The sequence below is a fragment of the Rhodococcus aerolatus genome, assembly GCF_054783215.1.
The window spans coordinates 1-24,586 of sequence record NZ_BAAGQZ010000036.1 but is presented as its reverse complement, the minus strand read 5'-3'; the positions used below and the strand labels follow the sequence as shown (position 1 = coordinate 24,586).

General features: G+C 75.2%; 24 protein-coding genes and 1 pseudogene. 13 read left to right on the top strand and 12 right to left on the bottom strand.

The genetic code is table 11. The annotated features are described in order from the left end of the window. Positions 1–3: 3 nt before the first annotated feature. Complete coding sequence (locus tag ACYVOF_RS13515) at positions 4–2,310, bottom strand: transketolase-like TK C-terminal-containing protein (RefSeq protein ID WP_460867271.1); 2,307 nt, start codon at positions 2,308–2,310, stop codon at positions 4–6. Between the two features lie 154 nt (positions 2,311–2,464). Here ACYVOF_RS13515 and ACYVOF_RS13510 point away from each other — a divergent pair, with 154 nt between their 5' ends. Continuing rightward, positions 2,465–3,592, top strand: coding sequence for a hypothetical protein (locus ACYVOF_RS13510; protein WP_460867269.1), 1,128 nt, complete (start codon positions 2,465–2,467; stop codon positions 3,590–3,592). A gap of 13 nt (positions 3,593–3,605) precedes the next feature. Here the strand turns inward: ACYVOF_RS13510 and ACYVOF_RS13505 are convergent, their stop codons facing one another. From ACYVOF_RS13505 to ACYVOF_RS13495, 3 genes are read right to left on the bottom strand one after another with little or no spacing between them, the layout of a single operon-like run. After that, positions 3,606–3,953: a hypothetical protein gene (locus tag ACYVOF_RS13505; protein ID WP_460867267.1), complete on the bottom strand. Its 348-nt coding sequence runs from the start codon at positions 3,951–3,953 to the stop codon at positions 3,606–3,608. Between the two features lie 8 nt (positions 3,954–3,961). Then, positions 3,962–4,450 carry an SRPBCC family protein gene (locus tag ACYVOF_RS13500; RefSeq protein WP_460867265.1) on the bottom strand — a complete coding sequence of 163 codons (489 nt, stop codon included), beginning with the start codon at positions 4,448–4,450 and terminating at the stop codon, positions 3,962–3,964. 16 nt (positions 4,451–4,466) lie between these two features. Then, the gene (locus ACYVOF_RS13495; protein WP_460867263.1) at positions 4,467–4,679 is read right to left on the bottom strand and encodes a hypothetical protein; all 213 of its coding nucleotides are present in this window, start codon (positions 4,677–4,679) and stop codon (positions 4,467–4,469) included. 109 nt (positions 4,680–4,788) lie between these two features. Between ACYVOF_RS13495 and ACYVOF_RS13490 the strand changes: the two genes are divergently transcribed. Next, positions 4,789–5,088 (top strand): TfoX/Sxy family protein, encoded by a 300-nt coding sequence (locus ACYVOF_RS13490; RefSeq protein WP_460867261.1) that lies wholly within the window; start codon positions 4,789–4,791, stop codon positions 5,086–5,088. A gap of 15 nt (positions 5,089–5,103) precedes the next feature. Here ACYVOF_RS13490 and ACYVOF_RS13485 read toward each other — a convergent pair whose 3' ends face one another. Further along, positions 5,104–5,529 (bottom strand): pyridoxamine 5'-phosphate oxidase family protein, encoded by a 426-nt coding sequence (locus ACYVOF_RS13485; RefSeq protein WP_460867427.1) that lies wholly within the window; start codon positions 5,527–5,529, stop codon positions 5,104–5,106. 98 nt (positions 5,530–5,627) lie between these two features. On the opposite strand from ACYVOF_RS13485, the gene ACYVOF_RS13480 reads away from it, so the two are divergent. Then, positions 5,628–6,056 carry a type II toxin-antitoxin system Rv0910 family toxin gene (locus tag ACYVOF_RS13480; protein ID WP_460867259.1) on the top strand — a complete coding sequence of 143 codons (429 nt, stop codon included), beginning with the start codon at positions 5,628–5,630 and terminating at the stop codon, positions 6,054–6,056. 41 nt (positions 6,057–6,097) lie between these two features. On the opposite strand, the gene ACYVOF_RS13475 is transcribed toward ACYVOF_RS13480, so the two are convergent. Beyond that, positions 6,098–7,153 (bottom strand): alpha/beta fold hydrolase, encoded by a 1,056-nt coding sequence (locus ACYVOF_RS13475; protein ID WP_460867258.1) that lies wholly within the window; start codon positions 7,151–7,153, stop codon positions 6,098–6,100. Positions 7,154–7,352: 199 nt separating this feature from the next. Here ACYVOF_RS13475 and ACYVOF_RS13470 point away from each other — a divergent pair, with 199 nt between their 5' ends. Beyond that, positions 7,353–7,601: a hypothetical protein gene (locus tag ACYVOF_RS13470; protein ID WP_460867255.1), complete on the top strand. Its 249-nt coding sequence runs from the start codon at positions 7,353–7,355 to the stop codon at positions 7,599–7,601. On the opposite strand, the gene ACYVOF_RS13465 is transcribed toward ACYVOF_RS13470, so the two are convergent. Continuing rightward, positions 7,598–8,383, bottom strand: a complete 786-nt coding sequence (locus ACYVOF_RS13465) for a MerR family transcriptional regulator (RefSeq protein WP_460867253.1) — start codon at positions 8,381–8,383, stop codon at positions 7,598–7,600. The two genes, ACYVOF_RS13470 and ACYVOF_RS13465, sit on opposite strands and share 4 nt — an antisense overlap. Positions 8,384–8,514: 131 nt before the next feature. Between ACYVOF_RS13465 and lysX the strand changes: the two genes are divergently transcribed. Both lysX and ACYVOF_RS13455 read left to right on the top strand, forming a co-directional pair. Beyond that, positions 8,515–11,946 (top strand): bifunctional lysylphosphatidylglycerol synthetase/lysine--tRNA ligase LysX, encoded by a 3,432-nt coding sequence (gene lysX, locus ACYVOF_RS13460; protein ID WP_460867252.1) that lies wholly within the window; start codon positions 8,515–8,517, stop codon positions 11,944–11,946. Next, positions 11,943–12,731 (top strand): hypothetical protein, encoded by a 789-nt coding sequence (locus ACYVOF_RS13455; protein ID WP_460867250.1) that lies wholly within the window; start codon positions 11,943–11,945, stop codon positions 12,729–12,731. Before lysX ends, ACYVOF_RS13455 begins: the two co-directional genes overlap by 4 nt. Positions 12,732–12,794: 63 nt before the next feature. On the opposite strand, the gene ACYVOF_RS13450 is transcribed toward ACYVOF_RS13455, so the two are convergent. The 3 genes from ACYVOF_RS13450 to ACYVOF_RS13440 form a co-directional block, all read right to left on the bottom strand. Then, on the bottom strand, positions 12,795–13,970 hold the full coding sequence (locus tag ACYVOF_RS13450) for a fatty acid desaturase family protein (protein WP_460867248.1): 1,176 nt from the start codon (positions 13,968–13,970) through the stop codon (positions 12,795–12,797). Between the two features lie 71 nt (positions 13,971–14,041). Continuing rightward, entirely contained in the window at positions 14,042–15,154 is a 1,113-nt protein-coding gene (locus tag ACYVOF_RS13445; protein ID WP_460867426.1) for a ferredoxin reductase, read from the bottom strand. 314 nt (positions 15,155–15,468) lie between these two features. Further along, a complete protein-coding gene (locus tag ACYVOF_RS13440; RefSeq protein ID WP_460867247.1) occupies positions 15,469–15,762 on the bottom strand; it encodes a YiaA/YiaB family inner membrane protein in 294 nt (97 codons plus the stop codon). 76 nt (positions 15,763–15,838) lie between these two features. Between ACYVOF_RS13440 and ACYVOF_RS13435 the strand changes: the two genes are divergently transcribed. Beyond that, positions 15,839–16,699, top strand: coding sequence for a crotonase/enoyl-CoA hydratase family protein (locus ACYVOF_RS13435; protein ID WP_460867245.1), 861 nt, complete (start codon positions 15,839–15,841; stop codon positions 16,697–16,699). 90 nt (positions 16,700–16,789) lie between these two features. Here the strand turns inward: ACYVOF_RS13435 and ACYVOF_RS13430 are convergent. Beyond that, a pseudogene (locus ACYVOF_RS13430) lies at positions 16,790–17,632 on the bottom strand (DMT family transporter); the annotation flags it as partial. Positions 17,633–17,686: 54 nt separating this feature from the next. Here ACYVOF_RS13430 and ACYVOF_RS13425 point away from each other — a divergent pair. The 3 genes from ACYVOF_RS13425 to ACYVOF_RS13415 all read left to right on the top strand — a co-directional run bounded on the left by ACYVOF_RS13425 (position 17,687) and on the right by ACYVOF_RS13415 (position 20,683). Further along, complete coding sequence (locus ACYVOF_RS13425; protein ID WP_460867243.1) at positions 17,687–18,130, top strand: Lrp/AsnC family transcriptional regulator; 444 nt, start codon at positions 17,687–17,689, stop codon at positions 18,128–18,130. 118 nt (positions 18,131–18,248) lie between these two features. Continuing rightward, a complete protein-coding gene (locus ACYVOF_RS13420; protein WP_460867242.1) occupies positions 18,249–18,785 on the top strand; it encodes a MarR family winged helix-turn-helix transcriptional regulator in 537 nt (178 codons plus the stop codon). A 101-nt stretch (positions 18,786–18,886) separates the two neighbouring features. Next, entirely contained in the window at positions 18,887–20,683 is a 1,797-nt protein-coding gene (locus tag ACYVOF_RS13415) for an MDR family MFS transporter (protein ID WP_460867424.1), read from the top strand. An 81-nt stretch (positions 20,684–20,764) separates the two neighbouring features. Here the strand turns inward: ACYVOF_RS13415 and ACYVOF_RS13410 are convergent, their stop codons facing one another. Then, positions 20,765–21,265, bottom strand: a complete 501-nt coding sequence (locus tag ACYVOF_RS13410; protein ID WP_460867240.1) for an inorganic diphosphatase — start codon at positions 21,263–21,265, stop codon at positions 20,765–20,767. A 149-nt stretch (positions 21,266–21,414) separates the two neighbouring features. Here ACYVOF_RS13410 and dacB point away from each other — a divergent pair, with 149 nt between their 5' ends. From dacB to tilS, 3 genes are all read left to right on the top strand, one after another. Then, positions 21,415–22,824 carry a D-alanyl-D-alanine carboxypeptidase/D-alanyl-D-alanine endopeptidase gene (gene dacB, locus ACYVOF_RS13405; RefSeq protein ID WP_460867238.1) on the top strand — a complete coding sequence of 470 codons (1,410 nt, stop codon included), beginning with the start codon at positions 21,415–21,417 and terminating at the stop codon, positions 22,822–22,824. Continuing rightward, the gene (locus tag ACYVOF_RS13400; RefSeq protein ID WP_460867236.1) at positions 22,815–23,876 is read left to right on the top strand and encodes a zinc-dependent metalloprotease; all 1,062 of its coding nucleotides are present in this window, start codon (positions 22,815–22,817) and stop codon (positions 23,874–23,876) included. Before dacB ends, ACYVOF_RS13400 begins: the two co-directional genes overlap by 10 nt. A gap of 3 nt (positions 23,877–23,879) precedes the next feature. Beyond that, positions 23,880–24,586 (top strand): tRNA lysidine(34) synthetase TilS (gene tilS, locus ACYVOF_RS13395; RefSeq protein ID WP_460867234.1); only part of this gene is annotated, 707 nt, incomplete at its 3' end.

The window sequence follows — 24,586 nt, the reverse complement described above, 5'->3', positions numbered from 1 at the left end:
GGCTCACTCCAGCAGGTCGAGCGCGGCCGCCACCTGCGTGTCGGTGTCGAGGCCGTGGTGGGCGTACACCGAGGCCAGGTCCCCGCTCTGCCCGAACCGCGTCACCCCCAGGTGCGTCGCCGGCACCCGGTGCACCCCGGCCAGGAACGCCAGCGTGTGCGGGTGCCCGTCGAGCACCGTCACCAGGGGCACGGCCCGGTCGGCGGGCAGCACCGCGTCGAGCACCCAGCTCGGCGCGTCGTCCCGGCCGGCCCGGGCCTGCAGCGCCCGGAACAGCAGCCCGGGGCTCGTCACCACCACCACGTCGCAGTCGTGGCCCAGCGCGGCCAGCCGGTCGGCGGCGGCCAGGGTCTCGGTGACCACCGCGCCCATCGTCACCAGCGTGGCCGCCGGGGTGCCGGACGCCCGCCGCAGCGGGTACGCCCCCGCGGTGACCTGGCGGCGCCGCCGGGTGCGGGCGGCCGGGTCGGTGGGCACCCGGGCCAGGGTCTGGTCCACGGGGCGGGTCGACAGCCGCAGGTACGCGGACTCGCCGCCCGGGCGGCCGAGCCGGCCCATCGCCGCGAGCAGGCACCACTCGGTGTCCAGCGCGAACGCCGGCTCGTAGGTGGTGCACCCGGGCTGCTCCAGGCCCACCGACGGCGTCGTGATCGACTGGTGCGCACCGCCTTCCGGCGCCAGCGTGACCCCCGACGGGGTGCCGACGAGGATGGACTGCCCGCCCGCGTAGATGCCGTAGGACCACGGCTCGAGCGCCCGCTCCACGAACGGGTCGTAGAGCACGCCGATGGGCAGCAGCGGTGTCCCCCAGCGGCTCCACGTCGCGCCCAGCTCGCCGAGCACCCCCACCAGGTTGGTCTCGGCGATGCCCAGCTCGAGGTGCTGGCCGTCGGGCCGCTCCCGCCAGTGCAGGATCGTCTCGGCGTCGTCGGCGAACCAGTCGTCCCGCTCGGTCGCCGACCACACGCCGACCTTGTTCACCCAGCCGCCCAGGTTGGTCGAGGAGCTGACGTCCGGGCTGACCGTCACCACCCGCGCCCCTGCCTCGGGGGCGGCGCGCACCAGGTCGAGCAGCGCGCGGCCCAGCGCGGCCTGGGTGGTGGCCGTCCCCGACGGGGTGCGCCCCAGGTCGCCGGGCACCGCGGGCGGGGTGGACGCCGGCACCGGGTCCCGGCGCAGCCGCTCCGCGGTCGACGCGGCCAGCCGGGCCCCGGCCGAGGCGGGGTCGAGCGGGGCCCACGGGTCGTCCAGCGACGCCCCCACCGACGCGGCCAGCTCGCGCACCTGCTCCTCGGTGAGCAGCGCGGAGTGGTTCTGCGGGTGGCCTTCTGTGGCCAGGCCGTAGCCCTTGAGGGTGTAGGCGAGCACCACGGTGGGCCGGGTGTCGTCGATCTCGTCGAAGGCGGCCGCCAGCGCGTCCAGGTCGTGCCCGCCCAGGTTGCGGACGGCCGCGACCAGCGTCTCGTCGTCCAACGTGGACACCAGCTCGGCCAGGCCGGCGTCGTCGCCGGGCAGCAGCTCGCGCAGCCGCTGCGGGGAGTGGCGCAGCAGGCGCTGGTACTCGGGGTTGGTCATGGTGTCGATGCGCTCACGCAGCGCCGCGCCGCCGGGGCGGGCGAACAGCTCGTGCAGCAGCGTCCCGTACTTCACGGTGATGACCTGCCAGCCGGCGGCGGTGAACATCCCCTGCAGCCGGGTGGCGCCCATCATCGGCACGATCCGGTCGAGGGACTGGCGGTTGAGGTCGACGACCCACACCACCTCACCCATCTCGGCGACCATCGGGTCGAGCACGGCCTCCCACACCGCGCCCTCGTCGAGCTCGGCGTCCCCGACCAGCGAGTACTGCCGGCCGGTGCCGGTGTCCGCCCCGTGGCTGTTGACGTAGCGCCGCGCGAGGGTCCCCCACAGCGGGGCCGTGGCGCCGATGCCCACCGACCCGGTCGAGTAGTCCGCGGGCACCGGGTCCTTGAGCCGGCTGGGGTAGGACTGCAGCCCGCCCATCTCCCGCAGGGTGGTCAGCCACGACGCGTCGAGCTGGCCCAGCACGTGCTCGATCGCGTGCAGCACCGGCGAGGCGTGCGGCTTGACCGAGACCCGGTCGGCCGAGGTCAGCCGGGCGAACCACAGCGCGGTCATGATCGTCACCATCGAGGCGCTGGACGCCTGGTGCCCACCGACCTTGAGCCCCCCGGCGGTGGACCGCACCCGGTTGGCGTGGTCGACGACGGCCGTGGCCAGCCACAGCACCCGCTGCTCGAGCTCGCGCAGCGCGGTCGCGCGGTCGGTGGTCGACGGGGACCGAGTCATCTGGGTGCCCTCCCGGGTGGCGGTGCTGGTGCTGACGGGTCACGGGACCACAGGCCCCGGCCGGGCACAACCGCGCGGGGGACCGCTCGCAGGGCGGCCGACGGGGATCCCCCGTACGTTGAACGCTCAAGGACCTCCGGGGAGGCGGGCGACCGTGACGGCAGACCGGACGCGCCTCGGCGCTCTCGTGCTCGCCGTCCTGCTCGTCGTCGCCGCCGTGGTCGTCGTCGCCGGCCACGGCGCGGCCACCGCCCCCGCGGCGGCCGCCCACCCCCACCCCGCGCCCAGCGTGCGGGGCACCGTCACCGACGTCGGGGTGGACCGCTGGCGGGTGCGCACCGAGGCCGGGGACGACGTCACGGTCGTCCTGGCCGCCGACACCCGCTACGGCACCCGCCGCACGCCCGCCACCCGCGAGCAGTTCGTCGTCGGCTCCCGGGTCGCCGTGGTCGGCGACCTCGCCGCGGGGGCCGTCGGGGCCCGCCGCGTCCTGGCCACCGCGTCGCCGGTCGCCCCCAGCCCGGCGCCGACCACGCCCGCCGTCCCCGCCCCCACCGCGGCGACCTGCGCCACCACCGCGGCCGTCACTGCCGCCCTCGACGCCGGCACGAGCCGGGTCGGCCGCGTGGCCGTCGCCGTGACCGACACCGTGTCGGGCGCGACCGCGGTAGCCGGCGACCCGGGCCGGTTCCCCTCCGCGAGCCTGGTCAAGGTCCTGCTCGCCACCCAGCTGCTGCTCACCGGGCAGATGACCGGAGACACCGACGCCTTGGCGCAGGCCATGATCTCCGCGTCCGACGACGCGGCCGCGGACGCGGTGTACGACCTCGCCGGGGGCGACGCCGTCGTCGACCTTGTGGCCGGGCACTACGGCATCGCCGACCTCGGCGGCCCGCCGCCCGAGCCCGGCCAGTGGGGCCTGACGCAGCTGACCGCGGCGGGTCTGGCGCGGCTCTACGTCGCGCTGCAGGCCGACCCGGTGGTGTGGCCCTGGCTCTCCGCGGCGATGGCGGCCACGGCCGAGGTGGCCGACGACGGCACCGACCAGTGGTTCGGCATCCCCTCGGCGACCGGGGCCTGGGCCGTCAAGCAGGGGTGGATGGTGGGCCTGGGCCCCGGGGCCAGCTACCACTCCACCGGGCTGGTCGACGGCCGGTGGGCGGTGGTGATCCTGGCCTCGGGCACCGAGGACCAGTACGGCGACGAGCTCGCGGACGCGGTCACGGCCGTCGCCCGGGCGCTGCTGCCCGCCGGCGCCGTGCCGGAGGGTCCCTGCGCCTGAGACCCCGCCGCGGTCAGCCCGCCGTGGCCTCGTCGTCGAGCCCGGCGAACCACGTCGCGTAGGTAGTCGTCCGGGCCATCCGCCGGGTGAGGTCGGGGTCGGTGGTGCCGTCCGGGCCGGGCCCCCACCAGACGGGGCCGCGCTCACCCAGGGCGTGCTTGGCGGCGTCGACCCGGGCCCGCGCCGCCTCGCGGGCGTCGTCGTCGCCGGCCTTCATCGCCGCGCCCTTGTCCCGCCGCGCGGCCATGAGCTCGTGGGTGAGCCGGTCGCGCTCGGCGTCGTCCAGCGACGGGTCGCTGCGCCGCCACAACCGGCCGCGGACCACGAGGTAGCGGCCGTCGGGCGTCACCGGGTGCGCCACGGCGGGTCTCAGCCCGCCGCGGCGACGAGCCGGCGGACGGACTCCACGAGCGCCTCGGCGGGCACCCGCGGGAAGCTGACCCGGGCCAGCACGGCCGGGTCGGTCACCCCCGACCAGTCGTAGGTGTGGGTGACGGTGGTGCGGCCGGCGCCGTCGCGGCCCAGCTCCCAGGACCAGCGCACCCCCGCGGGCGGCTGCCCCACGTTGGCGGTGGTCCAGGCGAGCAGGTGGTCCGGCTGCACCGCGAGCACGTGGTTCTCGGTGCGGTAGTCGCCGAGCGAGGAGTAGTGCATGGCCATGGTGAAGACCTGGCCCACCGCGGTGATCGGCTGCGCGTCGGGAGCGGCGCGCACCATCCCCGACCCGTCGAGCTCGGGGTGGCGGCGCGGGTCGGCCAGCAGCGCGAACAACGCGGGCGCGGGCACGTCGGTCGTGGCCCGGACGACGATGGCCTGCCCCTGACGCTCGGCGCTCGGCTCCGCCTGGGGGGTGCTCACCGGCCCATCCTGGCGCTCAGGCGCAGAAGCGGCACTCCGGGTCGGGGTCGGCGTGCCCGTCGGCGAGGTGCTCGGTCTCGCGGGCGCTGCACGGGTCGCACACCCCGCCGAAGCCCTCGTCGGGCGGGTACGGCCGGCCGCAGTCGGGGTTCGCGCACAGCTCGAGCTCGGGGCGGGACCCCCTCGTCCTGGCGGTCGTCCCCGGTGGGGTGCTCAGCGCGGCGCTCACGGCGTCCTCCTCGATGCTCGGCTGCGGTGCGTGCCCTCGAGTGTGCGACGGACCCCCGACAGGTCCGGCGCAGGCGCGCCGTCCCCCGCGGGCCTGCGATGATGGGTGGATGGACTCACGGTGGGACGAGCTCGTCGCGGACGTGGCCGGCGGCGAGGTGACCACGGGCAGCATGTTCGGCGCGAAGGGGCTGCGCACCGGTCGGCGGTACTTCGCCCTGTACTGGCACGACAAGCTCGTCCTCAAGCTCCCCCCGGAGCGGGCCGCCGAGCTCGGCCCGGTCACCGAGCAGTTCGAGCCCATGCCGGGGCGGCCCATGGGGGAGTGGGTGCTCGTCGCCGACGACGCGGACTGGCCGGCGCTGGCCGAGGAGGCCAACGCCTACGTCTCCGTCGTCGGCCGCGACTGACCGCGGCCCCGCCGCTCAGCCGCCGAGCTTGCGGAAGTCCCAGCTGCGCGTCGTCGTCGGCACCAGCCTGAGCCAGCCGTGCCTGCCGTCGTAGGGCAGCTCGTCGAGGCCGAAGTACTTGCCCGCGAAGGCCCGCTCCACCGGGGCCAGCTCCGGCACGTCCTGCCCGGTGCGCGGCACCTCGCCGACCACCTCGACCTCCCCGCACAGCTCCACCCCGCGCAGCTCGAGGTAGTCGTGCCCGGCGTCGACGACCACGGCCACCCGCGGGTCGCGCTGCAGGTCGGCCCAGCGCTGGCTGCGGCTCAGGCTGTGCAGCCACAGCGCGCCGGCGGTCCAGACGAACCACAGCGGGGTGGCGTGCGGCCCGGCCGGGCCGGTGGTGGCGACCCGGCAGGTGCGCTCCTCGGCCAGGAACGCCTCGAGCTCGTCGTCGCCCATCGCGATCGACCGGCCCCGCTTCTGCTCCGCCACGTCGCCTCCTCGTCCCGCCGCCCCCGCGAGGCCGGGGGCGTGCGCGGACTGTAACTTCCCGGCGCATGGCACACGTCTCGCTGACGAAGAAGATCGACGCCCCCGCGGCCCAGCTCTGGGAGAAGGTGCGCGACCTGCCCGGCTACGGCGACTGGCTGGTCATCCACCGGGAGTGGCGCTCCGACCTGCCCGACGACCTGCAGCAGGGGTCGACCTTCTCCTCGGTGGTGTCGGTCAAGGGCATCGCGAACCCCATCGACTGGACCGTGACCGGCTACGAGGAGCCGCGGCTGCTGGCCATGTCCGGCACCGGGCCGATGAACCTGAAGGTCGAGCTGTCCATCGAGGTCACCGAGCCCGACGGCAACGCCGAGGTCGCCGTGGACACGACCATGTCGGGCGGCCCGCTGGTGGGCCCGATGGGCAAGCTCGTCGAGCGCGCCGCCAAGGGCGACATCAAGAAGAGCCTGGAGAACCTCGCCACGCTGGTCTGACCAGGGGCTGTGAACGGAACCTCGCCTCCTGGGTCCAGTAATCACGCACGGGGGCGCAGCCCCAGGAGGTGGCGGACCTCGGCGTCGAACGGCTCCTGGGCCTCGACGGAGGACATGTGCCCCACGTCGGGCAGCTCGAGGACGTGCTCGAGGTGCCCGTCGCGGCGCAGCGCCTCGACCATCCGGCGGGCGTGCGCGGCCGGGGTGAGGCGGTCGGCCGTGCCCACCAGCACCGAGGTGGGCACGGTGAGGTTGGCCAGGCCCTCCCGGATGTCGAGCCGGCTCAGCGCGGAGCCCCAGCGGGCCCGGGCCCGGGGCGGGCAGTCGAGCACGATGCGCTCGCAGAACTCCACCTGCTCGTCGGTCGCGGCCGCGGAGAGGGCGACGTAGCGGACCAGCGAGTGCATCGCCGGTGACGGCGGCACCACCGGGGTGGGCGCGCTGACCAGGACCTTGCCCAGCGCGCCCATCGCCCGCGGCCCCACCCCGGGCAGGTGCACCAGCATCGACTCGGCCAGCAGCCCGTCCATGGCGGTCGAGGCCAGCAGCACCGCGGTCGCGTACCGCTCGACCTCCTCGGGGTGGCGCTCTGCCCAGGAGACGATGCTCATCGCGCCCATGCTGTGCCCGACGAGCACCGCGGTGCGCCCCTGCGGGACGGTCGCGGCGAGCACCGCGGACAGGTCGTCGCCGAGCACCTCGCTGCTCAGCCGCCCACGGCCGGGCTCGCTGCCGCCGTGGCCGCGCTGGTCGTAGGCGATGACGCGGCACTCGCCGGCGAACGCGTGCACCTGGGGCCACCAGTACTTCGTCGAGCAGGTCCAGCCGTGGGAGAGCACCAGCAGCGGGCCGTCCTCGGGACCGTGCAGCTCCACCCGCAGCCGCGTGCCGTTCCGGGTGGTCACCGCGCGCACCTCGGGCTCCACCTCGGGCGGGCGCAGGCTCGGGTCGGTGAGCCGGGCGAGCTGGTCGGTGATGTCGTCGGGGGTGGTGGTCGCGGCGTGGTGGCGTGCCCGCAGCGCGGCGGCCACGCCGACGGCGGCGAGCCCGGTGCCGGCGACGGCGACGCGCTCGCGGGTGGTGGCGGGTGACCTCATGGTGGGCTCCTGGTCCGGGCCGGGCCGAGGTGCGCCGCGCCCACCCGTGCGGTTGGCTCCCCACCGGGGGCGTCGCGGGCGGCCGGACGTGATCATCGGCGACCGTGTCATTTCGTGTTGACGTGGTGCAGGTCTCAGCCTAGCGTCCGGGCTCACGCGGTCGACGGAGCGGTCGGCCCCCGCTGAGAGGTGTGACGCCATGGGTCTCGACGTGTCGGGGATCGGTGCCCTGAAGAGCCAGCTGCAGACGACCAACGAGCAGCTCGCCACCACCAACCAGCTGCTCGGCCAGGTGCTCGCCGAGCTCAAGGCCATGAACGACGACCGGCTCAACGCGATGCAGGCGTCGATGGAGCTGCTCAACACCCAGGTCGGCGCGCTGACCACCGTCGTCGGGTCGCAGGCGCAGGCCCCGGAGGCCGCCGCGCTGTCCGGCCTCGCCCGCTAGGACCGCTCCCCGGTCCCGTCCCCGGCCGCCCCGTCGCGGTGGGCCCCGTCGCGGTGGGCTGAGGTGAAGCGGCGGGCCACGGTGTCGAAGGCCTCGTCGATCTCCTTCTCCATCGCGCGGGCGAAGATCGCGTGCACCACCGCCGAGGCGTGCGGCCGGGCCCGCTCCACGAGCGCGACGGCCTCGCCCAGCTGCTCGGCGGAGATGTCGCGCCCCGCGCCGTCGGGCAGGTAGTGGTCGGCCACCAGGGAGACGAAGCGGTGCGCCACCCGGGTGATGTCGTGCTGCACCGAGCCCGCCAGCTCGAGCACGTCGGCCAGCGGGAACCCGGCGGCCACCAGGTCGCGGGCGGCGGCGAGCAGGCGGGGGCTGGCCACCGCGTAGCGGCTGCCGTGGCGGCGCAGGAAGCCCAGCTCGCAGGCCCGCTCGAGCAGCGCCGGGGTGGCCTCGGGGCCGAAGCTGCGTCGCAGGTCGGCCCGCGACGACGTGCCCGCCGTCTCGTCGGACCACGGCCGGCTCAGCACGTCCTCCAGGCCCAGGACGTCCTCCACCCGCAGGTTGCGCTCGGCGGCGGTGAGCAGCTCGCCGATGGTGGCGAAGGTGTACCCGCGGTCGAGCAGCCGGGTGATCAGCTGCAGCCGCGCGAGGTGGGCCTCGGAGTACCACCCGGTGCGGCCCTGCCTGCGCGGCGGCGGCAGCAGGCCCCGGTCCTGGTAGACCCGCACGTTGCGGACGGTCGTGCCCGCGGCGCGCGCGAGGTCGTCGATCCGCTGCTCGGTCACACCCGCCCCGTCGTCCGCCCTGCCGGTCGCGGGGAGTCTATCCGCGGCCGCACCGCCGCCGGGGGGCTCGGTCGCCGTCACGACCGGGTCGGGCGCTGCCCCCGCCGCACGCGGCGACCTAGCATCCGAGCATGACCACGACCCCTCCTGCGACGAGGCCGGACCGCGCCTCCGACGAGCCGGCGGTGGGGCGCACCCCGTCGCCCCGGGGCTCCCGCGCGCCGCAGGTCCCGCCCACCGCGGGACGGGTGCGGGGGACGCCGCGCCAGGAGGCGTTCGCGATGCTCGTGGGCCGCGTGGTCTCCCTCGCGGCGGCCTGGACCGTCGTCGCGCTGCTGCTGCGCCGCGCCCCGTGGACCCGCCCGGTGAACGACCTGGTCGGCGTGGTCAACCTGCCGTCCTCGGCGAGCCTGTTCAACCTCGTCGTCCTGATCCTGCTGGCCAGCGCGCTGCGCCGCCGGCTGCGGGTGGCCTGGGCCGTGCTGCTGGTGCTGCAGGTGTTGGGCGTGGTCGTCGGGGTGGGCGTGCTCGTGGCCACCGTCGTCGACCCCGACGCCGCCCGGGTGGTCGACCTGTCCACGTTCGACCGGGTCACCACGGTGGGCAGCATGGTGGTCGGGGTCGTCGTGGCCGCGGGCCTGGTCTCCGCCCGGCGGGTCTACCCGGCCCGGCTGCAGCGGGCCTCCCGGCTCCCGGCCCTGACCGTGCTCGTGGGCGGGCTCGCCGCCTCCGCGGTGGTCTCGGTGGCGCTGACCGAGGCGTTCCCCCGGACCCTGCCCCGGGGCCGCGAGCGGCTGGGGTGGGCGCTGCGGGTGGTCGTCGGCATCGACACCGACGGCGGCGGCACGGTGGGCCACCGCGGGCACGGCTGGGTGGCCGGCGTGGTGGGGGTGCTCTCGGCCGCCGCGGTGATCGCCGCCCTGGTCGTGTTCCTGCGCTCGGCCCGGGCCAAGCAGTTCCTCTCCGAGACCGACGAGCTCGGCGTGCGCCGGCTGCTCGTCGAGCACGGCGAGCGGGACTCGCTGGGCTACTTCGCCACCCGGCACGACAAGTCGGTCCTGTTCGCCCCCGGGCGCGACGCCGCGGTCACCTACCGGGTGCTGTCCTCGGTCAGCCTGGCCAGCGCCGACCCGCTCGGCGCCCCCGCGGCGTGGGGCCCGGCGATCGAGGCGTGGCTGGCCGAGGCCCGCACCTTCGGCTGGTACCCCGCGGTGCTCTCGGCCAGCGAGGAGGGCGCGCAGGCCTACGTCGCGGCGGGGCTCAAGGCGCTGCCGCTGGGCGACGAGGCCATCGTCGATGTCGACGGGTTCACCCTCGAGGGCGCGACGATGCAGCCGGTGCGCCGCGCCGTCAACCGCGTCACCCGGGCCGGGTACACCCTGCGGGTGGCCCGCCACGTGGACCTGACCGACGCCGAGCTGGCCGAGGTCGCCGAGGTCGCCGAGCGGTGGATCGGCGAGGAGTCCGAGCGCGGGTTCTCCATGGCGCTGAGCCGGGTCGGGGACCGCTCCGACGGCCGCTGCGTGGCCGTGCTCGCCCACGACGCCGAGGGTCGGCTGCGGGGGGTGCAGAGCTACGTCCCGTGGGGCACCCACGGCCTGTCGCTGGACCTGATGCGCCGGGACCCCACCTCGGAGAACGGGATCACCGAGTTCCTCGTCAGCGGGCTGCTGCACGCCTGCGACGACCTCGGCGTGCGGCGGGTGTCGCTGAACTTCGCCATGTTCCGGGGCATCTTCTCCGCCGCCGAGCGGGTCGGGGCCGGGCCGCTGGTCCGCGTCGGCAACCGGGTGCTCACCTTCGCCTCCCGGTTCTGGCAGCTGGAGAGCCTGTACCGGTCCAACGAGCGCTACCTGCCGCGGTGGACCCCGCGCTACCTCTGCTACGACTCGTCCCTGTCGCTGACCCGGGTGGCCGCCGCCGCCGGGTCGGCCGAGGGCTTCCTGCCCGAGCTGGGCGGGGGGTCAGCACCGGCCCGCACCGGCCGGGTGGTCGTCGACGGCGAGGAGGTGGACTTCGTCGCGGCCGTCACCGCGCAGGAGCGCGCCGCCCGCCACCGGGCCCGGCCGACGCGGCGGCTCAGCGAGCAGGAGCGGGTGCGCCGGCAGAAGCTGGGCGTCCTGCAGGCCGCGGGGATGCCCGCCTACCCCGTGGGGGTGCCGCGGACGACGTCGGTGGGCGAGCTCGTGGCCCGCTGGGCGGGTCTGGCCGCCGACGCCGGCACCGGGGAGCAGGTGTCGGTGGCGGGCCGGGTGCGCGCGCTGCGCGACTTCGGCGGGCTGGTCTTCGCGGTGCTGCAGGACGGCCAGGACCGGGTGCAGGCCATCGTCTCCCGCGCCGACGTCGGCGCGGACGCGGCGCTGCTGTTCCGTCGGGCCGTCGACCTCGGCGACCACGTCAGCGTCACCGGCGAGGTCGTCGCCTCGCGGTCCGGGGAGCTCTCGGTGCGGGCGGCGTCGTGGGTGATGGCGTCGAAGTGCCTGGTGCCGCTGCCCGACGTGCACGCCGGCTTCTCCGACCCCGAGGCCCGGGTGCGCCAGCGCTACCTCGACCTCGTGGTCAACCCGGAGGCCTCGCTGGCCCTGGCCCAGCGCACCGCGGCGGTCCGCGCGCTGCGGGAGGGGTTCCAGCGCCGGGGGTTCAGCGAGGTCGAGACGCCGATGCTGCAGGCCGTGCACGGCGGGGCCAACGCCCGGCCCTTCGTCACCCACATCAACGCCTACGACACCCGGCTCTACCTGCGCATCGCCCCCGAGCTGTTCCTCAAGCGGCTCTGCGTGGGCGGCATGGGCAAGGTGTTCGAGCTCAACCGCAACTTCCGCAACGAGGGCGCGGACGCCACGCACAACCCCGAGTTCACCTCGCTGGAGGCCTACCAGGCCTACGCCGACTACGACGTGATGCGCGAGCTGACCCGCGAGCTCGTCGTCGAGGCGGCGGTGGCGGTGCACGGCCGCCCCGTGGCCCGCCGGGTCGACCCCGACGGCACCGTCCGCGAGGTCGACCTCTCCGGCGAGTGGCCGGTGGTCACGGTGCACGAGGCGGTGAGTCGCGCCTGCGGCACCACGCTCACCTCGTCGAGCACGCTGGCCGAGGTGAGCGCGGTGTGCCGCGCCCACGGGGTGGCGCTGCCCGCGGAGACCACGGCAGGCGAGGCCGTGGTCGAGCTCTACGACGAGCTGGTGGAGGGGCAGACCCAGGCGCCGACGTTCTACACCGACTTCCCGGTGGAGACCTCGCCGCTGACCCGGGTGCACCGCAGCGACCCGCGGCTCAGCGAGCGATGGGACCTCGTCGCGTTCGGCGCCGAGCTGGGCACGGCCTACTCCGAGCTGGTGGACCCGGTGGACCAGCGCGAGCGGCTCACCGAGCAGTCCCTCAAGGCCGCGGCGGGCGACCCCGAGGCCATGCAGGTGGACGAGGCGTTCCTGACGGCGCTGGAGTACGCCATGCCGCCCACGGGCGGGCTCGGCATCGGCGTCGACCGGGTCGTCATGATGCTCACCGGCGGCGCGATCCGCTCCACCCTGGCCTTCCCGTTCGTCCGGCCCGGCGCGCGGTGAGCCCGGCTGCGGCGCAGGCGGACGTCGACCTCGACGTCGGCGGCGGCAGCACCGTCCTGCTGCCGGTGGTGTGGCTCTTCGCCGCCGTGCTCGTCACGTTCGTCGTCACCCGCACCGTCACCCGGGTGATCCGGGCGCGCGGCGAGCGGGTCGGGGACGCCCCGCCGGCGGCCGAGGAGGGCCGGGGACTCATCGGGGACATCACGATCGGCGGGGTCCACGTCCACCACCAGGTGTTCGGCATCGTCACCATGGCGGCCACCGGGATCGTCACGATCGCCTCGACCCCCGTGGGCGCGGGGCTCGACGTCGCGGCCGTCCTGTTCGGCATCGGCATGGGCCTGACGTTCGACGAGTTCGCGCTCTGGGTGCACCTCGACGACGTGTACTGGACGGAGAGCGGCCGCGCCTCGGTCGACGCCGTGTTCGTGCTGCTGGTGACCACGCTGCTGCTCGCCACCGGCAGCACCCTGGTGGTCGGCCGGTTCGGCAGCGGGGAGTGGTGGGCGTCGGTGGCCGCGCTCGCCGTCTCGCTGGGGTTCTCGGCGGTGTGCCTGCTCAAGGGCAAGGTGGTCACCGCGGTGGTGGGGCTGGTGAGCATCGCCGGGCTCGTCGGCGCGTGCCGGCTGGCCAAGCCCGACTCGTGGTGGGCGCGGCGGCGCTACGCGGCGCGGCCACGGCGGATGGCCCGCGCACGGCGACGGTTCGGGCCCGCCTACGAGGCGCGGTGGAACCGCGCGCGTGACCTCGTCGCCGGCGCCCCCACCCGTCCCGTCGCCCGCTGACCCGGACGCAGCGCGGCGCCCGCCCCCCGGGGTGGGGGAGCGGGCGCCGTGGTGCGGGGACCGTCAGGCCACGCGGTGCGCGACCCGGGTCTTGAGGTGCTTGAGCTTGCGCAGACCGACCTTCTCCGAGGCCGTCTCCGGCGCGTCGTCGGAGTCGGCGGACAGGAACTTGTTGGGCAGCGACAGCTTCCAGATGGTGCGCAGCGTCTTGCCGTACTGCTCGGCCAGCGACCCCGTGGTGTAGGGCAGCTGGTACTTGTCGCAGAGGGCCTCGACCCGCTCGCTCATCTCGGCGTAGCGGTTGCTGGGCAGGTCCGGGAACAGGTGGTGCTCGATCTGGTAGCAGAGGTTGCCGGACATGAAGGCCATGAGCGGGCCGGCGTTGAAGTTGGCCGAGCCGAGCATCTGGCGCAGGTACCACTCCTGCGGGGTCTCGTTCTCCAGCTCGGCGAGGGTGAACTTCTCAGCCCCGTCGGGGAAGTGGCCGCAGAAGATGACCCCGTAGGCCCACAGGTTGCGCATCAGGTTGGCGGCGGCGTTGGCGGCCAGGGTGTGCTTCCACGCGGGCCCGGTGAGCAGCGGGAAGATCACGTAGTCCTTGCCGGTCTGCTTGCCGACCTTGGTGCCGACCTCCTTGAGCTGCTTCCAGGTCACCTTGAGCGGCTTCTGGCGCTTGCGGATCTTCTCGATCTCGAGGTCGTGCAGCGCGACGCCGTACTGGAACAGCATGGCCAGCAGCGCGTTGTAGACCGGCTGGCCCAGGTTGACCGGGTTCCACTTCTGGTCGCGGGTCATGCGCAGGATGCCGTAGCCCACGTCGTTGTCCTTGCCGACGACGTTGGTGTACTTGTGGTGCACGTAGTTGTGCGAGTGCTTCCAGTGCGCCGACGGGCAGGTGGTGTCCCACTCCCACGTCGTGGAGTGGATCTCCGGGTCGTTCATCCAGTCCCACTGGCCGTGGATGACGTTGTGGCCCAGCTCCATGTTCTCGATGATCTTGGCCAGGCCGAGCATGACGGTGCCCGCCACCCACGCCGGCTTGTACTTGGAGCCGAACAGGGTGATGCGGCCCGCCGCGACCAGCGTGCGCTGCAGCTGGATGGAGCGGCGGATGTACTTGGCGTCGCGGTCGCCGCGCGCCTCCTCGATCTCGGTGCGCAGGGCGTCCAGCTCACGGCCGATCGCCTCGACGTCCTCGTCGGTGAGGTGCGCGAACTCCTTGATGTTCGTGATGGCCACGGGGCCTCCTGGGTGTGCTCGGTGGTGCCGGTCGGTGGTCGTGCGGTGCTGGTGCTGGTCGGGGTCTGGGGTCAGTAGCGCAGCGTGCAGTCACCGGCGGCGGTGCTGACGCAGGTCTGGATGCGGTCGCCCGCCTTGTGCTCCTCGCCGTTGCGCAGGTCGCGCGTGGTGCCCTCGGCGAGCTCGACGACGCAGGACTGGCAGATGCCCATGCGGCAGCCGAAGGGCAGCTGCACGCCGACCTCCTCACCGGCGTCGAGGATGGTGGTGGCGCCGTCGATCTCGATCTCCTTGCCGCTGGCGGAGAACGAGACGGTGCCCCCCTCGCCCCCGTCGCCGGCGAGCTCGACGGTGAAGCGCTCCATGTGCAGGGAGTCCTCGAGGCCGGCCTGCTCCCAGTGCTCCTCGGCCGCGTCGAGCAGCGCGTTCGGCCCGCAGGCCCACACCTGCCGCTCGCGCCAGTCGGGCACCAGGTCGTCGAGCTTCGAGAGCTCGAGGTGGCCGTCCTTCTTGGTCATGTGCTCGTGCAGGGTGAAGCCGCTCTGCGAGTCGGAGAGCGTGTGCAGCTCGTCACGGAACAGCTCGTCGGACTCCTCCGGGGCCGAGTGCACCAGCACGACGTCGGTGAAGGTGTCGCGCCGGGCCATCGTCCGCAGCATCCCCATCACGGGGGTGACGCCGCTGCCCGCGGTGATGAAGAGGACCTTGTCCGGCGGCGGGTCCGGCAGGTGGAAGTCCCCGGCGGGGGCCTGCAGCCGCACCACGGTGCCGGTCTCGAGGCCGTCGACGAGGTGCTTGCTGATGAAGCCCTCGGGGGTGGCCTTGACGGTGATCGAGATGTGGCCCTGGTCGTGCTTGGGCGCGGAGGTCAGCGAGTACGACCGCCAGTGCCACTTGCCGGTGACCATGGTGGCGATGCCGACGTACTGGCCGGCCTGGTAGTCGAACGACCAGCCCCAGCCCGGCTTGATGACGAGGGTGGCCGCGGTGTCGGTCTCCTTGGAGACCTTGACGACCTTGCCGCGCAGCTCGCGCTTGGACCACAGCGGGTTGATCAGCGTGAGGTAGTCGTCGGGCAGCAGCGGGCTGGTCATCTTGGCGAAGGCGCCGCGGACGAGGTCGACGTCCGGGGTCAGCGCCTCGGTCTTGTCGTCGCTCTCCTTGAGGCGGCGCCGGGTCTCCATGACCGTCGCGCCGACGGCGGCGGCGGTCATGCCTGCCGCCATGGCCAGGCCTGTCCGGGTGAAGTCTGTCCTCGTCCTGGCCACGGTCATGACACCTCTCGTCGGGCCCTGCGCCCCCGGTGGGCGTGCGTGCAGGATCGCATGATCCTGGTCACACCGCCTGTGGGTGTCAATTCGGCGAACATGTGTACACGGTCCCGCAGGTTCGCGGTCTTGTCCAGGTGGGGCCGGGTCGGTCAGGGGACGAGCCGGGGGTCCGGCCGGGCCTCGGGGCGCTCGTCGCCCGGCGGCCGGGACCCCCGGGGGTGGTGGGCTCAGCCGGAGACGGAGAACGGGTCGTGCTCGGCGATGAGCTTCTCCATGCGGGCCTCGTCGACGCGGACCCGGACGGTGGCCACCTCCTGGCGGTCGCGCACCACCTTGGCGAGGGTGAAGGCGCTGGTCACGACGAACAGGAGCGTCATGGCGAGGAAGGCCCGCTGCCAGGTGTCGATGGGCAGGTAGGCGATGCCGACGACGGCCCCGGCGAGGCTGACCCCGAAGGCGATGGCGGCCTGCGCGTAGAAGGCGGCGGTGGCGGAGGACTGGGGGGTGGGTGCGCTGCTCATGGGGTCCACCCTGGTCGCCGGGTGGGGTGGCGCACATGGGTACGACTACGCGTCCGGGCCGCTACCGTGACCGGCCATGGGTGAGCAGTGGGGCCAGCGCAGCTGGGTGTCGGTCACCGCGGAGCACGTCGGCGACGACGGCGTCGTGCAGGTGACCATGGTGGGCCCCGGGAAGAACAACGCCATGGGCCCCGACTTCTGGTCCGAGGTCCCCGAGCTGTTCGCCGCCCTCGACCGCGACCCCGCCGTGCGCGCGGTGGTGCTCGCCGGGCAGGGCCGCAACTTCACCTACGGCCTGGACCTCGCCGGCATGGGCGGGGTGCTGGGCCCCGTGATGGCCGGCAGCGACGAGGGCGGCGGCGGGCTGGCCGCGCCGCGCACCGCGTTCCTGGACCACGTCAAGGACATGCAGCGCGCGGGCACCGCGATCGCCGACTGCCGCAAGCCCGTCGTCGCCGCGGTGCAGGGCCGCTGCATCGGCGGGGGCATCGACATCATCTCCGCCTGCGACGTCCGCTTCGCCAGCGCCGACGCCACCTTCTCCATCCGCGAGGTCAAGGTCGCCATCGTCGCCGACATGGGCACGCTGCAGCGGCTGCCCGCCATCATCGGCGACGGCCACCTGCGCGAGCTGGCGCTCACCGGCCGCGACGTCGACGCCGCGCGGGCCGAGCGGATCGGGCTGGTCAACGACGTGCTGCCCGACGCCGCGGCCGTGCTGGCCCACGCCCACCAGGTCGCGGGCGAGATCGCGCGGAACCCCCCGCTGGTGGTGCACGGCATCAAGGACGTGCTGGACGCCGAGCGGGCCGGCCGGGTGCAGGCCGGGCTGCGCTACGTCGCGGCCTGGAACGCGGCCTTCCTCGCCTCCGAGGACCTCACCGAGGCCATGACCGCCGTCTTCGCCCAGCGCGAGCCCACCTTCACCGGTCGCTGACCGGGGCCGTCGCCGCGGGCCGGCCTCGGCGAGCAGCATCGCCGCGAGCACCAGCGCCCCGCCGACCGCGACGCGCGGACCCAGCGTCTCGCCCCCCACGGCCACGGCGAACCCCGCCGCCCACACCGGCTCCGAGGTCATCACGACCGCGGCGCGCTCCGGGGCGAGGCGGGCCTGCGCCCAGGTCTGCACCAGCAGCGCCCCCGCCCCGGCGACGAGGGCCATGAACACCAGCACGGCCCAGTCGTCGCCGCGGGTGGGCACCGTGACCCCGCCGGGCACCGCGCCGACGGCGCACACCGCGGTGAGCACCCACAGCTGCACCACCGTCGAGCCCAGCGCGGAGCCCGGCCGCGACCACGCCCCCAGGCCCACGACGTGCAGCGCGTAGCAGAGCGCGCCGAGCAGCGTCACCGCCTCGCCGGTACCGAGCGAGAAGCCCTGCAGCGAGAGCACTCCCAGCCCCACGGTGGCGACCCCGGTGGCGACCCACACCGCGCGGCGCACCGGCCGGCGCAGCAGCAGGGTGGCCAGCACCGGGGTCATCACCACGTAGGACCCGGTGACGAAGCCCGACACCGACGCCGACGTGTGCTGCAGGCCGGCGGTCTGCAGCAGCTGCGCGGCGCCGTAGACCAGGCCCAGCAGCACCGCGTGGCGGCGCTCGGCGGCGCTGAGCCGGCCGACCGCGCGCGGCACGACGACGGTGAGCACCACGGCGGCGAGCAGGAAGCGCACGGCGAGGAAGTCCGCGACGGGCAGCCGGGTGACCACCCCGTGCAGCATCGGGAAGGTCGCCCCCCAGGAGGCGGTCGTCGCGAGCAGCGCCAGCGCGGGGACGGCCGGGGCGAGCAGCGCGAGCGCAGGGGAGAGCCAGGTGGGGGAGGGCAGGGGGCCGGGGCGGGCCGCGGGGGCCGTCGTCGAGCGGGTCACGGTGGGCAGAACACCACCGGGGCTCTGCGACCATGTCCGCGTGGGAGGTCACCGATGAGCATCCGTCGTCCCGACCCCGTGGACGAGCGGATCCTCCGTCTGCTCGTGCGGAACGCCCGCGCCTCCTGGCGCGAGATCGGCGACGAGGTGGGCCTGTCCGCGAACGCCGTCGCCCAGCGGGTGCGCCGGCTCGAGGCCGACCACTGGGTGCGCGGCTACCGGGCCGTCCTCGAGCCGTCGCTGACCGGCCCGGCCTCGGTGGCGCTGCTGCTCCTGCGCACCGCGACCGACCTCGACCACACGGTGCTGGAGAAGGACCTCGTCGCGGTGCGGGGCGTGGTGGAGGTGCTCGACCTGGCCGGGCCCTGGGACTACCAGGTGCGGGTGCACCACTCCTCCACCAAGGAGCTCTACGACGTGGTCAACGTGCTGCGTCGGCTGCCCGGGGTGACCGGCATGGAGACCCGCGCCGTGCTCCGCGAGGTCCTGCCCCGCTGACGCGGGCGCGTCCGAGACCTCCGTCACCCGCGGCTTGCGTGCACCATGCAACGGGTGCATCCTTGCGCCGCGCACCTAGTTGCGTGGACCACGCAATGCGGAAGTAAAGGAGGCGCCCGTGTCCGTCGACACCGGCACGGCCGCGCAGCAGGCCCCCGAGCAGGCCGGGGGGAGTGCCGAGGAGCCGCTGGCCGACGAGCTCGGCACCGAGCTCGTCCGGCTGGTCAAGCTGGTCGAGCGCACCGCCGCCCAGGCCGGGCACGGCCAGGGCGACGGCCTCGAGCGGGCGGCGTGGGGCGTGCTGTTCCGCGTGCACTGCGACGGCCCGCAGCGGTCGTCGGCGCTCGCGGAGGCGCTGCACTCCGACCCGTCCACCATCAGCCGCCACGTGGCCGCGCTCGTCGAGCGCGGCCTGGCCGAGCGGACCGCCGACCCCGCGGACGGCCGGGCCACCCTGGTCGCCGCCACCCCGGCCGGCTCCGCCCACGCCCGCGCGGCGCGGGCGCGCCGCAACGCCGCCGTCGGCCAGGTCGTCCGGGACTGGACGCTCGACGAGCGCCGGACCCTCGTCCACCTGCTGCACCGGTTCACCACCGAGTTCGACCACGCCCGCCCGCTGCTCACCGGCCCGGGCGAGACCCAGGGAGAGTCATGACCGCCACCCGTCCGGGCCCGGGGGACACCGCCACCGCGGCCCCCGCGCCCACCCCGTCCCCCGTGGTGGGGACGTTCACCCACAAGCAGATCCTGACGATCATGTCCGGCCTGATGATGGGCATGTTCCTCGCGGCGCTGGACCAGACCATCGTCTCCACCGCGATCCGCACCATCGCCGACGACCTGAACGGGTTCTCGGTGCAGGCCTGGGTCACCACCGCCTACCTCATCACCGCCACCATCTCGACGCCGCTGTACGGCAAGCTCTCCGACCTCTACGGCCGCAAGCCGTTCTTCATGGCCGCCATCTCGATCTTCGTGGCCGGGTCGATGCTCTGCGGCCTCGCCACCTCGATGTACGAGCTGGCCGCGTTCCGCGCGTTCCAGGGCCTCGGCGCCGGGGGCCTGTTCTCGTTGGCGCTCACCATCATCGGCGACATCGTCCCGCCGCGGGAGCGCGCCAAGTACCAGGGCTACTTCCTCGCCGTGTTCGGCACCTCGTCCGTCCTGGGCCCCGTGCTCGGCGGGCTGCTCGCCGGGCAGTCGTCCATCCTGGGCGTGACCGGCTGGCGCTGGGTCTTCTACATCAACGTGCCCATCGGCATCGCCGCGCTCGTCGTCGTCTGGCGCGTGCTGAACCTGCCGCGCAACGGCCGCGCGACCACCATCGACTGGTGGGGCGCACTGGCTCTCGCGGTCGGCGTCGTCCCGCTGCTCATCGTCGCCGAGCAGGGCCGCGAGTGGGGCTGGGGCTCGGGCCGGTCGGTGCTGCTCTACGCCATCGGCGCGGTCGGCATCGCCGCGTTCATCCTCGTCGAGCGCCGCATCGGCGACGCCGCGCTCATCCCGATCCGCTTCTTCCGCAACGGGACCTTCGCCGTCGGCATCGGCATCAGCGTCATCACCGGCGCGGCCATGTTCGGCTCGATCTCGCTGCTGCCGCAGTACCTGCAGGTGGTCAAGGGCTCGACCCCGACCATCGCCGGCTTCCAGACGCTGCCGCTGGTCGGCGGGCTCATGCTGTCCTCCATCGTCTCCGGGCAGCTGATCTCCCGGACGGGGCACTACCGGATCTTCCCGGTCGTCGGCACCGTGCTCATGACGGCCGCCACGTCGCTGCTGTACTTCCTGACCTCGACGACCCCGCTGTGGCAGCTGATGCTCGTCATGGCGCTGCTCGGGCTCGGGCTGGGCAACATCATGCAGCCGCTCACGCTGGCCATCCAGAACGCGATGCCGCCGCGGGACATGGGCGTCTCCACCGCCTCGGCCACGTTCTTCCGGCAGATGGGCGGGACGCTCGGCGTCGCGGTGTTCCTGTCGATCCTGTTCTCCCAGCTCACCGGCAAGATCGCCACGGCGATCGGCAGCTCGAGCCAGGACCCGGCCTTCGTGCAGACGCTGCGCGCCGCGGCCGGCGGGGCGGGCTCGCAGGCCGACCAGCAGATCGCCACCGCCATCACGTCGGGCGGCAGCGGGGCGGCGAGCGGGGTGCTCAACGACACCTCGTTCATCCAGCGGCTCGACCCGGTGCTGGCCGCGCCGTTCAAGGCCGGCTTCACCGACGCCATGAACGTGGTGTTCCTCTCCGCCGCGGCGCTGCTGCTGGTGGCCATCGTGCTGGTGGCGTTCTTCAAGGAGGTGCCGCTGCGGACCATGTCCGGCATCGGCGCCGCCCAGGACGAGGCCGACGCGAGCGCCCGGGCCGGCGGTCAGGGTGACGACCAGGGGCCGGCCGACCAGCGGCCCGAGGACCAGCGACTCAGCCCCGTCTCGGCCGACCTGCCCGCGGCCACCGCCCGCTCGGCGGACGCCCCGGTGGGCGAGCCCGGGCACGGCGGGCACGAGGCCGACCGGGTCGCCCCCCAGGTCGGGGCGGGTCGGCACGAGGCCTGAGCCACCCGCGCACGACGACGCCCCCACCTCCGCGGAGGTGGGGGCGTCGTCGTGGCCGGGGTCCGGCGGGGTGCGTGCCGGCTAGTGGCCGTGCTCGTAGGACGTGCCCTTGGCGCGCTCGAAGGACTGCTGGATCTCGGCCTCGGCGGCGGCCCGGTCGACCCACTCGGCGCCCTCGACGCTCTTGCCGGGCTCCAGCGCCTTGTAGACCTCGAAGAAGTGCTTGATCTCGAGCAGCGTGTACTCGGGGATGTCACCGATGTCCTGGATGTGCTCCTGGCGGGCGTCCCCGGCCGGCACGCACAGGACCTTGTCGTCGCCGCCCTTCTCGTCGGTCATGCGGAACATGGCGACGGCGCGCGCCTTGATCAGGCACCCGGGAAAGGTCGGCTCCGGCAGCAGCACCAGGGCGTCGAGGGGGTCCTCGTCCTCGCCCAGGGTGTGGTCGATGAACCCGTAGTCGGCCGGGTACTGGGTGGCCGTGAACAGGGTGCGGTCGAGCCGCAGCCGCCCCGTCTCGTGGTCCACCTCGTACTTGTTGCGGCTCCCCTTGGGGATCTCGATGGTGACGTCGAAGTCCACGCGTGCCTCATCTGCTCGGTCCGGGCCCCGCGGCCCCGCCGGCGGACCGGGGGAGGACGCGACGGGCGCTGTCGGGTCGATCCTGGCACCTAGTGTGGACCACGAGGCGCCCGCACCCGTGCGGGAGGTCCGACGACGGGAGGACGCGCGTGCTGGGCCGAGGGGTCACCCGGCGGCTGTCGCTGCCGTCCAGCCTGCCCGGCCGGCTGCTGCTCGTCGTCCTCGTCGTGGTGCTCGTCGCCGCCGGGGCGGTGGCCGGCCTCGCCGTCGCCGGTCGCGGCGGCGGGGTCACCGCCCTCGTCACGCCGACACCGACCACGAGCCCGCCGCCGGCCCCGCTCACCCCGGCCCCGGTGCTGCCCGAGCTGCCCGCCGCCGCGCCCGTCCCCGCCCCCGCCGCGCTGGCCGGGGTGCTCGACCCGCTGGCCGCCTCGCCCGCGCTGGGCGAGCTCTCCGGGCAGGTCGCCGACGCCGCCACCGGGCAGGTGCTGTGGTCCCGCGCCCCCGACGTGCCGCAGACCCCGGCCTCGACGGCCAAGCTGCTCACCGTGGCGGCCGCGCTGTGGACCCTGCCCGTCGACCACACCGTCGCCACCCGCGTGGTGGCCGGCGCCGACCCGGGCCAGGTGGTGCTGGTCGGCGGGGGTGACGTCACCCTCACCGGGGAGCCCGCGGGCACCCCGGGCAGCTACGACGGCGCCCCCCGCCTCGACGACCTCGTCGCCGCGGTGCGCGCCGCCCGGGGCCCGCAGGCGCCGCCGGTCACCTCCGTGCTCGTCGACACCTCCGCGTGGTCGGGGCCCACCGAGGCGGACGGCTGGTTCGACGCCGACGTCGCCGGCGGCTACATCGCACCCATGGAGCCGGTGATGCTCGACGCGGCCCGCGAGGACCCGGCCGGGGGCGACTCGGCACGCTCAGCCACCCCCGCCCTGGACGTGGGCCGCGCGCTGGCCTCCCGGCTCGGCGCCGCGCCCGACGTGGCCGCCACCGGCACCGCCCCGGCGGGCGCCGCGCTGCTCGGCGAGGTGCGCTCGGCCCCGCTGGTGACCCGGCTCGATCAGCTGGTGCGGGACTCGGACAACGTGCTCGCCGAGGCCGTCGGCCGCGAGGTCGCCGTCGCCCGCGCCCAGCCGGCGTCCTTCACCGGCGCCACCACCGCCGTGCTGGACACCCTGCGCGAGCACGGGATCGACCCCACCGGGGTCACCCTCGCCGACACCAGCGGGCTCTCGGTGCGCGACCGGGTGCCGCCGCGCGTGCTCGACGCGATCGTCACCGCCGCGGCCGGCCCGGGGGACCCCGCGCTGGCCGACCTGGTGTCGTTCCTGCCCGTCGCGGCGGCCTCGGGGACCCTCGCCGACCGGTTCCCCGCGGCCGGCGCCGGGTGGGTCCGGGCGAAGACGGGCACCCTGACGGGGGTGAACAGCCTCGCGGGCACCGTCACCGACGTCGACGGCCGGCTCCTGACCTTCGCGCTCATGTCCACCGGGGTCGACGGGGCGCGCCCCGCCCTCGACGCGCTGGCCGCCGCGCTGCGCGGCTGCGGGTGCCGGTGAGCACCCCCGCCCGCCGGTCCGGCGGTGCCCCCCGCCGCCAGCCGGTGGTCGTGGACTGGGACCTCGCCGGCCGCATCGGGGGCCGCCTCGCCCGCCCCGGTCCGACCACCACCGACGCCGAGGCCACCGCGGTGGTGGCCGAGCTCGCCGACGTCGCGGTGCGCGCGGAGGCGCCCGTCCGCGAGGTCACCGGGCTGGCCGACGGGCTCGCCGTGCCCGAGGCGCTGGTCGTGGACCGGCCCCGCTGGGTCGCCGCGGCCGCCGACTCCATGGGCCGCATGACGGGCACCGCGAAGGTCGCCGGCGGACGCGGCCCCGGGGTGTCCGGCCGGGTCGCCGCGGCGCAGACCGGCCCGCTGCTGGCCTACCTCTCCGGGGCCATCCTCGGGCAGTTCGACCCGTTCACCGGCGAGGGCGGCACGCTGCTCCTCGTCGCCCCCAACGTCGTCGCGGTGGAGCGGACGCTGCGGGTGGACCCGACCGACTTCCGGCTGTGGGTCTGCCTGCACGAGGTGACCCACCGGGTGCAGTTCACCGCCAGCAGCTGGCTGACGGGGTACATGGCCGACACGGTGGGCACGCTGACCGCGGGGATGGACCTCAGCGGCCCCGAGCTGGCCGGGCGCATCGGCGGGCTGCTCCGCGAGGGCCGCCGGCCGGACTCCGTGGTGGGGGTGCTCCGTGCGCTGCAGGCGCCGCCGCAGCAGGAGGCGCTGGACCGGCTGCTCGCCCTGGGCACCCTGCTCGAGGGCCACGCCGACCACGTCATGGACGCCGTCGGGCCCGCCGTCGTGCCCTCGGTGGCCCGCATCCGGGCCCGGTTCGACCAGCGCCGCCGCCGGCCGACCAACCCGCTGCAGCGGGTGTTGCGCGCCCTGCTCGGCGTCGACACCAAGATCGCGCAGTACGAGCGGGGCAAGCGCTTCGTCGACGCCGTCGTCGACCAGGTCGGCATGGCCGGGTTCAACGCGGTGTGGACCTCCCCGGAGACCCTGCCCACCGAGGCCGACGTCGTCGACCCCGCCCGCTGGGTCGCCCGGGTGCACGGCTGAGCCGTGGCCGACCCGGGCGGGCTGGCCGCGGTGCGGCGCGCGGTGCGGGCCTGGTGCGCCGAGCACGGCCCCGGCCCGGTCGCGGTGGCCTGCTCCGGCGGGGCCGACTCGCTCGCGCTGACCGCCGCCGCGGTCGCCGAGGCGGGGCCGGTGACGGCGCTGGTCGTCGACCACGCGCTGCAGCCGGGCTCGGCCGCGGTCGCCGACCGGGCCGCCGCCACCGCGCGGACGATGGGGTGCGCGCAGGCCCGGGTGCTCACCGTGGCGGTGACCGGACCGGGCGGGCCCGAGGCCGCGGCCCGACGCGCCCGGCGGGCAGCCCTGCGCGGGGCGGCCGACGGTCCGGTGCTGCTCGGGCACACCCTCGACGACCAGGCCGAGACGGTGCTGCTGGGGCTGGGCCGCGGCTCCGGGGCCCGCTCGCTGGCCGGGATGCGCGCGTGGGACCCGCCCTGGGGCCGCCCGCTGCTGGGCGTGCGCCGCGCCGACACCGCCGCGGCCTGCGCCGAGCTGGGCCTCGACCCGTGGCACGACCCGCACAACGACGACCCCGCCTTCACCCGGGTGCGGCTGCGCCACGAGGTGCTGCCGCTGCTGGAGGAGGTGCTGGCCGGCGGGGTCGCCGCCGCCCTGGCCCGCACCGCCGCGCAGCTGCGCGAGGCCGACGCCGCGCTCGACGCGGTGGCCGCTGCGGTGGCCCGGGCGGTGGC